Source organism: Plantactinospora mayteni (assembly GCF_016862935.1).
Classification (GTDB): domain Bacteria; phylum Actinomycetota; class Actinomycetes; order Mycobacteriales; family Micromonosporaceae; genus Plantactinospora; species Plantactinospora mayteni.
Genome location: NZ_BONX01000008.1, coordinates 112,319 through 126,328, shown reverse-complemented (window position 1 = coordinate 126,328; position 14,010 = coordinate 112,319). Strand labels below are relative to the sequence as shown.

12 protein-coding genes and 1 pseudogene are annotated in these 14,010 nt (G+C 72.4%); 4 read left to right on the top strand and 9 right to left on the bottom strand.

Annotated features, from left to right (window positions below; genetic code table 11):
• Nucleotides 1-11: 11 nt before the first annotated feature.
• Nucleotides 12-1,136, bottom strand: a complete 1,125-nt coding sequence (locus Pma05_RS07965; RefSeq protein ID WP_203856659.1) for a baeRF2 domain-containing protein — start codon at nucleotides 1,134-1,136, stop codon at nucleotides 12-14.
• 214 nt (nucleotides 1,137-1,350) lie between these two features.
• Here Pma05_RS07965 and Pma05_RS07960 point away from each other — a divergent pair, with 214 nt between their 5' ends.
• Entirely contained in the window at nucleotides 1,351-1,896 is a 546-nt protein-coding gene (locus tag Pma05_RS07960; protein ID WP_203856658.1) for a hypothetical protein, read from the top strand.
• 156 nt (nucleotides 1,897-2,052) lie between these two features.
• On the opposite strand, the gene Pma05_RS07955 is transcribed toward Pma05_RS07960, so the two are convergent.
• Nucleotides 2,053-2,406 carry a DUF3817 domain-containing protein gene (locus Pma05_RS07955; RefSeq protein WP_307836841.1) on the bottom strand — a complete coding sequence of 118 codons (354 nt, stop codon included), beginning with the start codon at nucleotides 2,404-2,406 and terminating at the stop codon, nucleotides 2,053-2,055.
• A gap of 283 nt (nucleotides 2,407-2,689) precedes the next feature.
• Here Pma05_RS07955 and Pma05_RS42395 point away from each other — a divergent pair.
• Nucleotides 2,690-3,511, top strand: a pseudogene (locus Pma05_RS42395) (DMT family transporter); the annotation flags it as partial.
• A gap of 76 nt (nucleotides 3,512-3,587) precedes the next feature.
• Here Pma05_RS42395 and Pma05_RS07950 read toward each other — a convergent pair.
• The 6 genes from Pma05_RS07950 to Pma05_RS07925 form a co-directional block, all read right to left on the bottom strand.
• Complete coding sequence (locus Pma05_RS07950) at nucleotides 3,588-4,547, bottom strand: PrsW family intramembrane metalloprotease (protein ID WP_203856656.1); 960 nt, start codon at nucleotides 4,545-4,547, stop codon at nucleotides 3,588-3,590.
• A gap of 305 nt (nucleotides 4,548-4,852) precedes the next feature.
• On the bottom strand, nucleotides 4,853-5,581 hold the full coding sequence (locus tag Pma05_RS07945; RefSeq protein ID WP_203856655.1) for an acetate uptake transporter family protein: 729 nt from the start codon (nucleotides 5,579-5,581) through the stop codon (nucleotides 4,853-4,855).
• Nucleotides 5,582-5,781: 200 nt separating this feature from the next.
• Nucleotides 5,782-7,065, bottom strand: a complete 1,284-nt coding sequence (locus Pma05_RS07940) for a citrate synthase (RefSeq protein ID WP_203856654.1) — start codon at nucleotides 7,063-7,065, stop codon at nucleotides 5,782-5,784.
• A 353-nt stretch (nucleotides 7,066-7,418) separates the two neighbouring features.
• On the bottom strand, nucleotides 7,419-9,692 hold the full coding sequence (locus Pma05_RS07935; protein WP_203856653.1) for a sulfatase-like hydrolase/transferase: 2,274 nt from the start codon (nucleotides 9,690-9,692) through the stop codon (nucleotides 7,419-7,421).
• Nucleotides 9,685-11,175: a class I SAM-dependent methyltransferase gene (locus tag Pma05_RS07930; protein WP_203856652.1), complete on the bottom strand. Its 1,491-nt coding sequence runs from the start codon at nucleotides 11,173-11,175 to the stop codon at nucleotides 9,685-9,687. The genes Pma05_RS07935 and Pma05_RS07930 overlap by 8 nt, the downstream gene beginning before the upstream one ends.
• A 16-nt stretch (nucleotides 11,176-11,191) precedes the next feature.
• Complete coding sequence (locus tag Pma05_RS07925; protein WP_203856651.1) at nucleotides 11,192-11,341, bottom strand: hypothetical protein; 150 nt, start codon at nucleotides 11,339-11,341, stop codon at nucleotides 11,192-11,194.
• A gap of 266 nt (nucleotides 11,342-11,607) precedes the next feature.
• Here Pma05_RS07925 and Pma05_RS07920 point away from each other — a divergent pair, with 266 nt between their 5' ends.
• Complete coding sequence (locus Pma05_RS07920; RefSeq protein WP_203856650.1) at nucleotides 11,608-12,009, top strand: VOC family protein; 402 nt, start codon at nucleotides 11,608-11,610, stop codon at nucleotides 12,007-12,009.
• Here the strand turns inward: Pma05_RS07920 and Pma05_RS07915 are convergent.
• The gene (locus Pma05_RS07915) at nucleotides 12,006-12,698 is read right to left on the bottom strand and encodes a helix-turn-helix domain-containing protein (RefSeq protein ID WP_239311895.1); all 693 of its coding nucleotides are present in this window, start codon (nucleotides 12,696-12,698) and stop codon (nucleotides 12,006-12,008) included. The genes Pma05_RS07920 and Pma05_RS07915 overlap by 4 nt on opposite strands.
• A 102-nt stretch (nucleotides 12,699-12,800) precedes the next feature.
• Between Pma05_RS07915 and Pma05_RS07910 the strand changes: the two genes are divergently transcribed.
• Nucleotides 12,801-13,970, top strand: a complete 1,170-nt coding sequence (locus tag Pma05_RS07910; protein ID WP_203856649.1) for a phospholipase D-like domain-containing protein — start codon at nucleotides 12,801-12,803, stop codon at nucleotides 13,968-13,970.
• Nucleotides 13,971-14,010 lie beyond the last annotated feature (40 nt).

The window sequence follows — 14,010 nt, the reverse complement described above, 5'->3', positions numbered from 1 at the left end:
ACCGCCCCGGGTCAGCCATCGCGATCCGCCGGGGTGCTGGCGTCGACGTAGCGCAGCACCGCGCCGACCCCGTCGGTGAGGTCCGGCGCCTGCTCGGGGCCGAGCACCGTGACCCCGGCGTCGGTACCGACCAGCGCGCGGACCAGGGCGGCGTCGGCGCGTACCCGCTGCGGCTCGTCGACGGAGATCGCCCGGAGTTCGTCGGGACCGATGGCGATGTCGGTCGGCTCCGGGCCGATCCAGAGTTCCTCGATCGAGGAGGGGTCGTCCACGATCAGCATGGTGTCCACCTGGCCGCGTTGCAGTGCGGTCACCACCGCGTCCAGGCCGGCGCCGACGTCGCGCTGCATGCCGAACCTGTCCATCGCCACGTCGGTGTGCGCGGCGGCGATCTCGGCGATGGCCTGCACGGTGACGTCGTCCAGGGCGGACTGGTCGGCGCCGGCGGCCGGGAAACCGGCGTCGGTCTGCACCATCCGGTCCTGCCAGAACTCCGGCAGTTGTGCGGCGAGCAACTGCCGGGCCCGGGTGTCCCCGGCGACCACGATCACCTCGGCGCCGACCCGTTCGGCCAGTGCGGCGGTGGCCGAGGCGGCGTCTCCGGCGTTGCGCCGCCAGGACGTGATCGCGTCCCGCTGGTAGTGCGAGTGGTTCCAGCCGCCCTGCTGGACCCGGCGGAGCGGAAACTGGTTGCCGCCCTTGACGTGCGCGTGCCGGGGTACGCCACCGGCGCTCACCGCGTCCACGTCCGCGCCGGTGCGGCTGGCCAGTACCCGGACCCAGGGCACCTGCTCGCGGCGCTGCGCGACCAGCGGCATGGTGTGCGCGACCGGCCCGTACGCGGCGATGTCCTTGCGCGGCGGCGCGGAGAGGTACTCGGTGAGCACCACCTCGCCGTCGGTGGCGAACGCGGCGAGGCCGTAGTCGCCGGCCATCGGCTCGTGCCCCCGGACCACGGCGTCCAGGGCCGCCACGTCCCGTGGGTCGGTGCGCTGTTCCGCCAGCCGTTCCTGGAGGGCCCGCCAGCGCAGGTCGAGCGCGGGATGGGCGTCGTGGGTGTCCCGCGAGGCGTCCAGGTAGACCGACGTCCACGGGCCAGGATGGGCACAGATCGGACGCAGGAAGGACAGCTGCATGGGTCGTCCCCTCTCCAAGGTCGTGCCGGGGTTACCCACGCCGGTCGGCTTGTCACCTGAGCGCTCCTCCCGAACCACCCGGTGTCCGGAAGCGCCACCAGCAGCCAGGAGTGAGCGAATCGTCACGTTACGCGAAACGGATTCACTCACTGCGGATTCATTCGCCATGATCGATACAATTTGTGCTCGGGAGCGGACTCTCGGTGGTGAACGCATGGACGGTGAACTGTTTCCCGAACGGGTCGCCTGGCGCCCCGGACCGGTCATCACCGGTCACGTCGTACGGCTGATGGAGGGCTACTCCCGGGAGGTCCGGGTCGGGCAGCCCGTCCTGGTCGCCGTACTCGGCACCGCGGCGGTGGTCAGGGTGGTACTCGCGCTGTTCGCCTCGATGCTCCGGGCCGGTGCCGGCGCGGGCGCGAGGCGGAAGTGGAAGGAACTGCGCAAGGGGCCGGAGTTCCTGGTGACCCCGCTGCGACTGCGGGACGGCAGCGGGGTGCTCTGCGAGATGGAGATCCACGGACACCTGCCGCAGAGCGCGCTGGAACCGGCGGACCACGTTCAGGTGACCGTCCGCTCGCAGAAGGACGCCGGGCTCGCGCCCCGGGTGGAGCGGATCGTCAACCTCACCACCGGTCAACTGCTCACGCCGCGTACCCCGACCCTCTGGTCGCACCTCGGGCCGGCGCTGCTGCTCCAGGCCGCGGTCGGCCTGCTGCTGATCGGCGCGCTCGTCGCCTGGCTGGCGCTGGCAGGCTAGGCCACACCCCGGCCGCTGGCTGGCGCTGGCAGGCTAGGCCGCGCTCCGGCCGCTGGTCGAGCAGCCCGCACAGCTCCTGGTCGACCGCCAGGCGAAGCTGCCGTTCGCCACTGCCGGCCCCGATCGGGAACCCGGCCACCCGGCCGGGCGCGGCGGTCAGGGTCGGGCCGCGTCCTCCAGGGGCCGCTCGGCGCCGGTCGGCTCCCCCGCACCGGTGACCGCGCCGGCGGCCAACAGGCCACGACGGCGGGCCCAGCGCTCGAAGCCGAGGGTGGCGAACGGCGGCACCGCGCAGACCAGCGCGACGCCGACGATCGGCCAGCGCCACCGACCGAGCCGGGCCACCAGCAGGACCAGCCCGACGTACGCGAGGAAGAGTCCACCGTGCACCGGGCCGAAGATCTGCACGCCGATCTCGTTGCGGGGCGGCCCGTACTTGACCGCCATCCCGACCAGCAGTGCCAGCCAGGAGATCGCCTCGGCGACCGCCGCCAGCACGAACAGCCTCACCGCCGTACGGTGCATCCGCTCCGTTCCCCTCCCGCCGGGCCGACCGCTTCCGATCCGAGTCCGGCTGACAGCTTAGGCGACGCCGCCGCCCCGGCTGGCCGGACCAGTCCTTCGGCAGGAGCGGCACCGGCCACAGGGAGGAGGATCTCACCCCTCCGGGTGAACCGACCGGCGTACTTCTACGCCTTGCGACGTACAGGTGATGCCCACCACGGGGGGACGTCAGGAGCGCGGTTACGGAGGATCATGAGGTCATGACGATTCATGGTCCCGGGGGCCGGCCGTGATCGCACTGGTACTGGCGATCGTCTTGTCGGTGGCCTCGGCGGCGGCGTACGCGGGCGCGGCGGTGCTACAGGAACGGCTCGCCACCCAGGCCGGACCGACGGGGGACGCAGGGCGGGGCTATCTCGGCACCGTCCTGCGCCGGTCCGGCTGGTGGCTGTCGGTGGCGGGCAACGGCACGGGTGCCGCCCTGCACGTCGCCGCGTTGGCGTACGGGCCGCTCTCGGTGGTGCAGCCGCTCGGCGTACTCACCCTGGTGCTCGCGCTGCCGATCGCGGCGGCCACCATCGGCCGCCGGGCGTCGGCCCGGCAGTGGTCCGGGGCCGCCGCCACAGTGGCCGGTCTGGTACTCCTGCTCGCGCTGACCCTGCCCGGAGCGGGCGAGCACGCCCTCGTCCCGGGGCAGGGCTGGGCGCTGGCCGGAGTGGCGACCGCGCTGGTGGCCACGCTGGTACTCGCCGGCCGGGCGAGCCGGTCGGCGCTGTCCCGCAGCCTGCTCACCGCGACCGCGGCGGGGATCGCCTTCGCGGTGGCCTCCGCGCTCACCCAGCTCGTCTCCGGACTCGTCGCCGACGGCGGCGCGCTGCTCTCCACCGTCGGTCTGGCGGCGGCGCTGGTCGGGATGGCCGCGGCCGGGCTGCTGTTGTCCCAGGTCGCCTACCGGGGCGCCGGGCTGGGCGCGCCGCTGGCCACCGTCACGCTGGCCAACCCGGTCGCCTCGGCCGCCATCGCCATGCTGCTGCTCGGGGAGCGCACCGCGGGCGGCTACTGGGGCGGCCTCACCGCGATGGCCGGGGCCGGCCTGGCCGCCTGGGGCGTACTGCGGCTCGCCGCGGCCGACCAGCTCCCGCCGCGTCGGCGCCGGTCGCGGCCCGGCCGTCGGGGCGCGACGCGACTCAGGGGCGCACTGCCACTGCCCTGCCCGAGCCGGTCGGTACCCGCAAGCCGCTCGGCGGTCGCCCCGGTCCGTGCCGGGCGGACCGCCACAGCACCACCAGCCAGACGACCCCGATCACGGCGACGAGCGCCAGCCCAAGCCCTTCCAGCGCCGGCATCAACACCGCCTGGACCGGGGTCGGCTGGCCCAGGGAACCATCCAGGGTGAGCAGGCCGCGCGCGTCGGTGAAGAACAGGGTCAGGTAGAACGCGATCACGTGCATGGCGTCCCAGAGCGCGTGCAGGATCGACACCCCCAGATAGGCGAAGAGCAGCCGCAGCCCGACCACGAAGTGGTCCCGGCCGCTCGGCGCGAAGAGCACACCGCCGAGGATGGCGGTCCACAGCCCGTGCCCGACCGGTGCCACCAGGCCGCGAAGGATCTCCGTCTGCACCACCTGCACCACCGACAGCCCCTGCACGGTGAAGAGCGCGATGAAGGCGTACCCGGCGGACTCCAGCGCGGAGAAGCCGAAGCCGACCGCCGCCCCGAGGATCATCCCGTCCCGGATGGTCTTGGCTCTCAGTCCCCGGGTCAGCAGTGCCAACGCGGCCAGCTTGGCGGCCTCCTCGATCAGTCCCACCCCGAGGAAGAGCAGCACCGACGGGCGCAGCAGGTACGACTCCAGCACGGCCGAGGCGAGGATCCCGAGTACGCCCCCGGCGAGGAAGGTGCCGAAGACCAGGCTGACGGTGACCTCGCCGGTGTCCCGGCGCTGGAACGCCCAGGCCACGAAGGTCACCGGCACCAGGAAGCTGCCGAGCAGTACCAGGGTGGGCAGCAGGGTCGGGTTGCCGGTGAGGAAGATGACCAGCACCGTGGCGAGCCAGAGTGCCAGGCCGACCAGGAAGATCCGCAGCCACTGACGGCGCGGCGTGACCGGGACCGCCACCGTCCACTGCCTCCCGACGCCGTCCATCACGCCTCCGCACCGTCCATCGCGCCCTGGCGGCCAATCCGGGGCTGGATTTGGGGCGTACCCGCTCCGGGTGGGGTCGAACGTGCCGGGCGGCAGCGGCGGCCATCCGGCGGCCGGGCAAACCCGCTGCGGCTCGCCATCGGGCAACCCGGCCACCTCGACCGCGTTCCCGACGGCCGTGCGGCTCACCAGGAGGGACGTCAACCCGGGCTCGCCGGGGACGGAACCGGAGCGGCCGGGTTCCGGACGACAGTCCGGACCCCGGCCGTACGGGCGTCGGGCCGGCTCCGCCGCCGGCCGGTCGACTACTGGCCGACCTTGATGCCGGGCTCGCCGGCCATGAACTGGATGACCTGGCGCGGCTCCCGGCCCGGGACGTTCGGGCCGCGCATCTTGCCGATCGGCAGGATGACCCGGCGGAACGTGCCCTCCAGCATCATCGCCGTCGCGGTGTACCAGCCGATCACCGCGGAGGCGATCAGGATGTAGGCACCGGCGGTACGCCAGGGCGAGATGTTGGCGATCTGGCCGACGGCCAGGCAGGTGGCTCCGGCGGCCAGGGTCGCCAGCACCAGGGTCAGCCCGATGTTCTCGGCCAGCGCGGCGACCGCTCCGGACCAGGTGATCGCGGCGAGTGCGGCGAACCAGTAGCCGATCGCCACGAACGGGGTCGGCTGGACCAGCACCCCGACCGCGATCAGCAGGTAGAGGAGCCCGTAGGAGAGCCAGAAGGCACCCCAGATCCCGTGCATGGCGGTGGCCAGCCCGTCACGTGCCCGGTACGCCCACATCCCGGCGAGGAACTGCGCGAGCCCGCCCAGCAGGGCGGCGAACGGGAACAGGAACGTCTGGGTGGCGATGCTGCCGTACCAGCCGGCGAGGTTCGTGGCGACGACGAAGGTGGCTGCCGAGTAGCCGAAGAGTCCCAGGATCGATGGCGCGGCCACCGGCTGGAGGGAAATGTGCGCGTGATTGCGCCAGAATTCGAACTCGCCGTCATGGCTGGGTTGTGCCGAACGTGACATATGGGTCATCACAGGCTCCTTCTACGCAGCGGTTCGCACCGCTTTGACGCGGTCGGGCACGTGGGCCACCGCCGACTACCCAACGCGAGAGCCATTACACGGAAAGTGGACTTCGTCCGCCGCAGGGCGGCCCACGACGAAACCGGCCGCCGACGCGGGAGACGCGTCGACGGCCGGTGAACGACCGGGCCTGGGCGGCCTGGGCGGGATCAGCGCTTCTCGACCGGTACGTAGTCCCGCTCGGCGGCGCCGGTGTAGAGCTGCCGGGGGCGGCCGATCTTGGTCTCCGGGTCCGAGATCATCTCGCGCCACTGCGCGATCCAGCCGGGCAGCCGGCCGAGCGCGAAGAGCACGGTGAACATCTTGGTCGGGAAGCCCATCGCCTTGTAGATCAGGCCGGTGTAGAAGTCGACGTTCGGGTAGAGCTTGCGAGACACGAAGTAGTCGTCCGCGAGGGCGATCTCCTCCAACTGCATCGCGAGGTCCAGCAGCGGGTCCGGCTTGTTCATCCGGGCCAGCACATCCTGGGCGGCCTGCTTCACGATGGCGGCCCGGGGGTCGTAGTTCTTGTAGACCCGGTGACCGAAGCCCATCAGCTTGACGCCCGGCTCCTTGTCCTTCACCCGCCGGACGAAGCCCGGCACGTCGCCGCCGCTGACCCTGATCTCGTCGAGCATCTCCAGCACCGCCTGGTTGGCGCCGCCGTGCAGCGGACCGAACAGGGCGTTCACCCCGGCGGAGACCGAGGCGAAGAGGTTCGCCTGGCTCGAACCGACCAGCCGGACCGTGGAGGTGGAGCAGTTCTGCTCGTGGTCGGCGTGCAGCACCAGGAGCATGTCCAGCACCCGGGCCACGACCGGGTCGACCTCGTACGCCTCCGCCGGCACCCCGAAGGTCATCCGGAGGAAGTTCTCGACGTACCCGAGCGAGTTGTCCGGGTAGAGCATCGCCTGCCCGATCGACTTCTTGTACGCGTACGACGCGATCGTCGGCACCTTGGCCATCAGCCGCACGGTGGAGATCTCCACGTGCTCGCGGTCGAACGGGTCGAGGCTGTCCTGGTAGAAGGTGGAGATGGCGCTCACCGCCGAGGAGAGCACGGCCATCGGGTGCGCGTCCCGGGGGAAACCGTCGAAGAAGCGCCGCATCTCCTCGTGCAGCAGCGAGTGCCGCCGGATCCACTCGTCGAACTCGGTGAGCTGCGCACTGGTGGGCAGCTCGCCGTAGATCAGCAGGTACGACACCTCCAGGAAGGAGGACTTCTCGGCCAACTGCTCGATCGGGTAGCCCCGGTAACGCAGGATGCCCGCGTCACCGTCGATGTAGGTGATCCCGGAGGAGCAGGCCGCGGTGTTGACGAATCCGGGGTCGTAGGTGACGTACCCCGTCTCCTTCAACAGGTTGCCCGTGGCGATGCCGGCTGGGCCGTCGACCGCGGGCTTGACCGGAATCGACAGCTGGCCGCCCGGGTGGTCGAGTTTGACATCCGTCATGTGATCCTCGCTTCGCCGGCAGAATCTACGTTGAATTGCCTTCACTTTTTACGGTAAACGTGCACCGTAGCCGAGAACCTTGCGTGGTCGGCCGGTGAGTGATGGATCACGCTGGTCACACGTTTGCGGTCGGGCCGAAACCTGCTAGCCGCCCGGCACGGCACCGACATCCCGCCCGGCCGCCTCCGGGGACGACCGTCAGTCCTGGAAGGTCGGGCGGCCCGAACGAATGATCGTGGCGACGCCCGCGCCGGCCGGACCGAGCCCCAGGTCAGGGCCGGATCCGGGCCGGCAGGGCAGCGCGGCGGCGGAATGCCGCACGGGTACGGGTGGCCGCCGCGCGGCCGGCCGGGTCAGTCGCGCAGCGGGTGCAGGGCGCCGGTGTCGGCGACCTGGAACACGTCCACGGTGTTCCGGCCCGGCAGGAAGAGCGACTCGTCCGACACCAGGGCGCCGAACCGCTGCCCACCCGGGTCCGGCGCCACCACCGGGGCCACCGCACCGATCCGGCCGTTGACCGCCACCGCCAGCAGGGTGCCGTCCGGCACCGAGTCGGGCACGGTGCCGTAGACCAGCGCCGGTAGCCGGCCACCCGCCTGGTCGATCTGATCGAAGTCGGACCGGTTCCGCACGGTCACCGAGCCGGCCTCTGGACCGAGTGGAAGCTCGGCGACGGAACGACCGATCAGCTCCGGTCGGGGCTGCGCCGGAAGCACCGGACTGGCCCGCCCGGCGACCACGTCGGCGAAGACCCCGGCCGGCACCGTACGCGGCTGCCCCGGCTGGTCGTAGTAGCGTTTGTCCGCCGGCGCCCGGGTGGTACGCAGCGCCGAGACCCCGTCGGTACGCCACGGCACCTCGACCCCGGCCAGGTCGGCGACGGTCGGCAGCAGGTCGACGTGCTCCCAGTTCCGGTCGTCGACCACGCCGGCCCGCTGCCCCGGCGCCTTCACGAACATCGGCACCCAGAGCACCTCGCCGGGCGCCCGCTCCACCGCGCCGAGCCCGCGCCCCTGCACCCCCGGGGTGAAGCTGACCCCGTGGTCCGCGGTGAGCACCACCAGCGCGTCGTCGTAGAGGCCGGTCTCGTCCAGCCGGCGCAACGTCTCGCCGAGCAGCCGGTCGGTGTACTCCAGTTGCAGCAGGTGCCGCCGGTGGGCCAGTTCCACCCAGCCGTCCCCGTCGTTCGGCATCCCGTCCGGGGAGCCGTAGCGGATCCCGGACGGCAGGTAGTTCCACGGCGAGTGCGGCAGCAGCAGGTGCAGGAAGTGCAGCGTCGGCCGGGTCGCCGGCCGGAGGGTGCCGAGGAAGTCGCCGAACCGGGCCGGCTGGTTCTCGTCCAGCGCCCCCCAGCGGAACTGCGGATCGGTCGGCGGCGGCGGCTCGTCGGCGTCCCCGGCCTCGCGCCGGGTGATCTCGCGGTAGGAGTCCTCCGGGTCGCGCTGTCCCGTCTCGGAGGGCGAGACGATCTGCTCCAGCAGGGTGGCGCTCTCCCGCAGCAGCGTCGGCAGGCCGCCCCGGGCGGAACCGGCGGCCCGGTCCGGGCAGAGTCGCGGCGGGCAGAGCTGGGTGATGCTCTCCTGCGCCTGGATCTGGTACGGCCCGCCGAACGCCGTGAAGAGGTTGTCCGGATAGCGCGAGTGGTGCGGCGCCTGCTGCTCGCTCGGATAGCGGCCGGTCAACATCGCCGGCAGCGCGTACGGGGTGTAGCCGCTCACCCCGGTCGCGTTGCGGTACCAGGTCGACTCCCCGGCCAGCCGGGCGAAGTTCGGATAGCGGCCGGCGTCGATCGCACCCGTCCCGTCCAGCAGGGAGGTCAGCGGAAACTCGTCCAGGATCAGCATCACCACCGGCGGGTGGGTGTTCCCGCCCCGGCTGGCCCCCGCACCGGCTCCGGACCGCTCGCCCGGCAGCACCACGGCCGAGGCGGGCGAGGCGAAGACGAAGAGCAGTACGAAGACGAGTGGACCGACCGCGGCGACCCGGAGCACCTGGCCGGTCACCTGCCAGCGCCGGTACGCGTACGCCCCGGCGGCGCCGAGCACGGCCGCGAGCAGGACCAGCGGCACTCCGCGTACCGGGGTGAGGTGCTTGCCCACCTGGATCGCCAGCGCGGCGAGCAGCAGGCCCAGGGTCACCGTGTGCAGTACCGTCCGGACCGCCCGACCCCGGGCCGGCCCCGCCACCCGGCGGGCCAGCAGCCCGAGCAGTGCACCCGTCCCCCACAGCACCAGCGGCGGCACCACCGTGTACGCCGCCACCAGCAGCAGGATGTCCCGCCGGCCGGCACCGTGGAAGAGGAAGAAGTCGGGGCTCTTCCCGGTCACGTCCAGCAGCGGCTGGGTGATCACCAGCCCGCAGAGCGCCACGATCTCCACCAGGGCCCGCAACTCGACCCGGCCCGCCGACCGCTCCGCCGGCCCCGATCGCTCCGCCGTCCCTGGCTGGTCCGCCGTCCCCGACTGCCCCGCCGCCGGTGGCTGGTCCGCCGCCGTCTCCGGCCGGTCTGCCGTCGCTGCCTGGTCCGCCGCCGCTGGCTGGTCCGTCGTCGTTCCCGGCCGGTCTGCCGTCCCTGGCTGGTCCGTCGTCTCCGGCTGCTGCTCGCCCGAGGTGCCGGGCTCAGCCACGCGGCGTCCCGAGGTCACGCGGCGTCCCGAGGTAGAGGGTGCGGGTGCCGGACGGCAGTTCGAGCCGGCGGACGATCGTGCACCGCTGCCCGAGCAGCCGCTCGAACTCCTCCCGGCGGTAGTCCGGGAAGAGGCCGGCCGGCTTGTTGGCCAGCAGCCGGGCCGCCATCGGGTCGTCGGGATGCACGAACTCGACCACCAGCCGGCCGCCGGCCCCCGCCGTCGTCAGGAGCCCGACCAGCCAGTCGACGACCTCCGGCAGCGGGACGTTGCGCCCGATGGCGAGGTGGTGCACCACGGCCAGCGCGAGCACCACGTCCGCCTCGGCCCGGGCCGCGAAGGACCCGCGCTCCACCCCGCGCCAGCCGCCGCCCGGCGACGGATCGGCCAGATCCATCACCAGCGGTAGCACCCGACGCTCGCCGTCGGCCCGCAGCCGCCGGTAGAGCTGGTCGACCACGGCCGGGTCGCTCTCCACCGCGACCACGTAGTCGGCGTACCCGGCGGCGAGTCGTGAGTATGTGCCGTCGTTGGCCCCGAGGTCGAGCACCAGCCGGGACCGGTCCCCCTCGGCCAGTGCCTCGGCCACGAACCGTTCCTTGGCCTCCCGGTCGGCGTCCGAGTAGGTGCAGGTCTCCCGGTAGCCGGACCAGTGGCTGGCCGGGGGCTGCCAGTCGAGCCGGCCGACCAGCTTCCGCAACGCGCCGAGGGTGGCCAGGACCAGTTCCCGGGAGAAGCCGGCGTCCTTCAACTCCGCCCGGACGGTGCCGGTACTGGCGGCGGCGTACCGGGACTGGATGGCGTCGTGCAGGTGGACGTGCTTGAGCACCCCGGCCCGGAACCGTCGGGTACCGCCGAAGAGCTTACGCAGCTCGCCCGCCTCGATCCCGTCGATCCGGGACCGCAGCCAGGGCTGGAAGTCCAGCCCAAGATGCGCCTGGAGCAGCAGCGGATAGAGCAGGGTCTGGCAGAACTGCCGGTAGCCGGCCCACGGCTCGCCGTCCCGGGCCGGCTCGAACGAACCGATGTCGATGAAGACCGGCTCGGCGCCCCGCCACTGGAGGTTGTACGCCGAACCGTCCTTGGTGGTGAAACCGGCCGGTACGGCCGTACGGAGGATCTCCAGGTGCAGCAGCGCGGCGTCACGCAACATCGCGAACGACCACTCGTACGGGTACGACACGAACGGGATGCGCTCGTGCCGGAGTACGGTCGCCCACTGCCCGACAGGGTTCGCCGACAGCGTTTCCGGGTCGGCTGTCTCGGTGCCGCAGATCTTGCCGTCGGCGAGCAGCCGGCCGAAGAACTCGGCTCCGGCGAGCGCCCGCCAGTCCTCGGCGGCCTGCGGGCCGAGCCCGCGGAAGACCTGACCGTCGGCGTGGAACACCCGGTTCGCCGGGTCGCGGAAGGAGCCGGGATCGGCTCGGGGAGGGGAATCGGGGGCGGTGGTGAACGTCGCCGGGACGGGAGGTGGTGCGACCATCGGGTGTGGACCGCCCTCAGTCCTGCTTCGATGGCTGCTTGCGGAACCGGCTGGTGAGTCTGCGCCAGTAGAGCTTCGCCGCCACCGCGACCCCGGCGACGCCGCCGACCACGGCCTGCACGATGAGGCTGCCCGATCCCGCATCCAGGTAGGCCAGACTTCTCATCTCTCGGCCACCTCCCTTTCTGTCTGCCCCCGTACCCGAAAAAGGAGCGCCGTGTCCGGCCGCCTGTCCCGACGACCTGACCCGCGCGCACGACAACGCGGCCGACCATCCGCAACCCACCGGTCAGGTGGCGGAAAGCTGGACGTCGGATGCCGTTAAACACACCGTACGCCGATGATCCGCCGACCGCATCGGCACCCGGAACGCCGATCCGGCAGGTCCGATTCGTTCAAGACGCCGGCGCGACCGGTTCCTACGCTGGCCGAATGACACCGAGACTAGACGCATTCGGCCTGGTCGTGGCCGACATGGCCCGATCTCTCGCCTTCTACCGGAAGCTGGGGCTGGACATCCCGGCCAGTGCCGACGCCGAGCCGCACGTGGAGTTCGCGCTGCCCGGCGGGCTGCGCCTGATGTGGGACACCATCGAGATGGTCCGCTCGTTCGAGCCGGACTGGTCGCCGCCGGGCGGGTCGCAGGTGAGCCTCGCCTTCCGGTGCGCCGATCCGGCCGAGGTGGACAGCGTGTACGCCGAGATGACCGCCGCCGGCCACCGAACGCATCTCAAGCCGTGGGACGCGCCCTGGGGCCAGCGGTACGCGGTGCTGCTCGACCCGGACGGCAACAGCGTCGACCTGTACGCCCCGCTGGAGCCGGCGGCCGGCTAGCGGCCGACAAGCCGTCCGAGGGGTACCCCGGCCAGGTTCTTGACCTCGCGGGACAGGTGCGCCTGGTCGGCGTACCCGATTCGGGCGGCGACCTCGGCGGCCGGGGTGCCGGACCGGGCCATGGCCAGCGCGCGGCGCATCCGCAGGATCCGGGCCAGCGTCTTGGGGCCGTAACCGAACAGTGCCAGGCTGCGCCGGTGCAATTGCCGGGTCCCGAGCCCGAACGCGTCGGCCGTGCCGGCGACATCGCGACCGGCGGCGAGCCCGGCGGCCAGCGGTGCGGCGAGCGGATCCGGGCCGCCGTCGGCGGCGAGCCGGGCGGCGGCGATCGACTCCAGCACCCGGCCGGGCCGGTCGTCCGACGCCACCCGCTCGGCCAACTCGGCCACCTCCGGCCCTGGCCAGAGCGCGGCGAGCGGAACCCGCTGGTCCCGCACCGCGTGTGCCGGCAGCCCGAAGACCGCCGGACCGGTCCCGGGCGGGAAGCGGAGTCCCACGTACCGCTCACCGGCCGGCCCGGCGGCGACCTGGGCGACCGTGTCCGGGCCGGCCACCAGCAGACCGCTCCGGCTCGACCAGATCAGGTCCATGCAGCCGTCCGGCAGGACCCGCCCCGGGCCGGCGTCGGCGGTCCGGGTGACCGTCCAGACGACGGCGCCGGCCAGCCCGGACATCCGCTCCCGATACACGGCCCCCAGCCTGCCAGCCGAACGGGCACGGCTGCCCGGTGCGGGCCGGGTTTGTAGCCAAGGCGACACCGCCGTGCGGCGCGGAATGCGAGCCTGTCCCGCATGGCGACCTTCGCCGGCAAGAAGATCGAGGCGTACGTCGGCCCTCGGGAACTCGGCGCGGCCGACGACCTCGAACAGGTGGTGGTCGACTTCATCGCCGGCGCCAGGGAGAGCCTCGACATCGCCGTCCAGGAACTCGACTCGGAGCCGATCGCCCAGGCGATCCTCGACGCCCGGTTCCGGGGCGTCAGCGTGCAGATGGTGCTGGAGCAGGACTACCTGCGGACGGCGAAACTGCCCCGGGTCACCGCCCGGCCCGGCGAACCGGAGGCGGACGCCCGGCACCGGGTCCAGTGGGAGCCGGAGCCCGGCAGCCGCAGCCTGGAGCCGAACCGGCGGATCATGGCCGCCCTGCTGCGCTGCGACGTCGACGTCAAGGCCGACTACAACCCGGCGATCTTCCACCAGAAGTTCGCGGTCCGCGACTACCGGCAGCGGGTTGCCGGGCGGGCGGCGGTGCTCTCCGGCTCGGCGAACTTCACCGGTACCGACTGCCACCGCAACCTGAACCACGTCGTGATCTTCCACGACGCCCGGATCTGCCAGGAGTACGCCGACGAGTTCGCCCGGCTCCGGCAGGGCCGGTTCGGGCGCGGCGAGCACGGCCGGGTGCCGAACGCGTACAACGTGGCGGGGGTGCCGGTGAAGGTGCTGTTCGCGCCGGACCACACGCCGGAGCTGGAGATCATGAAGCAGATGCTGAAGGCGACCGCCCGGGTCGACTTCGCCATCTTCACCTTCTCCGGCTCGTCCGGCATCGACGACGCGATGATCGCGCTGGCCGCCGCCGGGCGCACCGTCAGCGGGGCGGTGGACCCCGGCCAGGGGGTGCAGAAGTGGGCCGCCACCCACGACCTCGACCGGGCCAACATCGCGCTCTACGCCCCGATCCGGTCACCGGCCTTCGGCAAGCTGCACCACAAGCTGATGGTGATCGACGAGGCGGTGGTGATCGCCGGTTCGTTCAACTACACGGCGCCGGCCAACCAGTACAACGACGAGAACATCTTCGTGCTCGGCAGCCCCTATCCGGACCTGCCCCGCCGGGAGGGCGGCCCAACCGACCTCGACCGGTGCGCCGAGATCGCCGGCTTCTTCCGTACCGAGATCGAACGGATCGAACTCGCCGGCCAGCGCTTCCTCGGGGAACGGCTTGATCGGCGCCGTTAGCGTGGTCGTGGGATGGCGGCGGGCGCCACCGCTCGTCCCT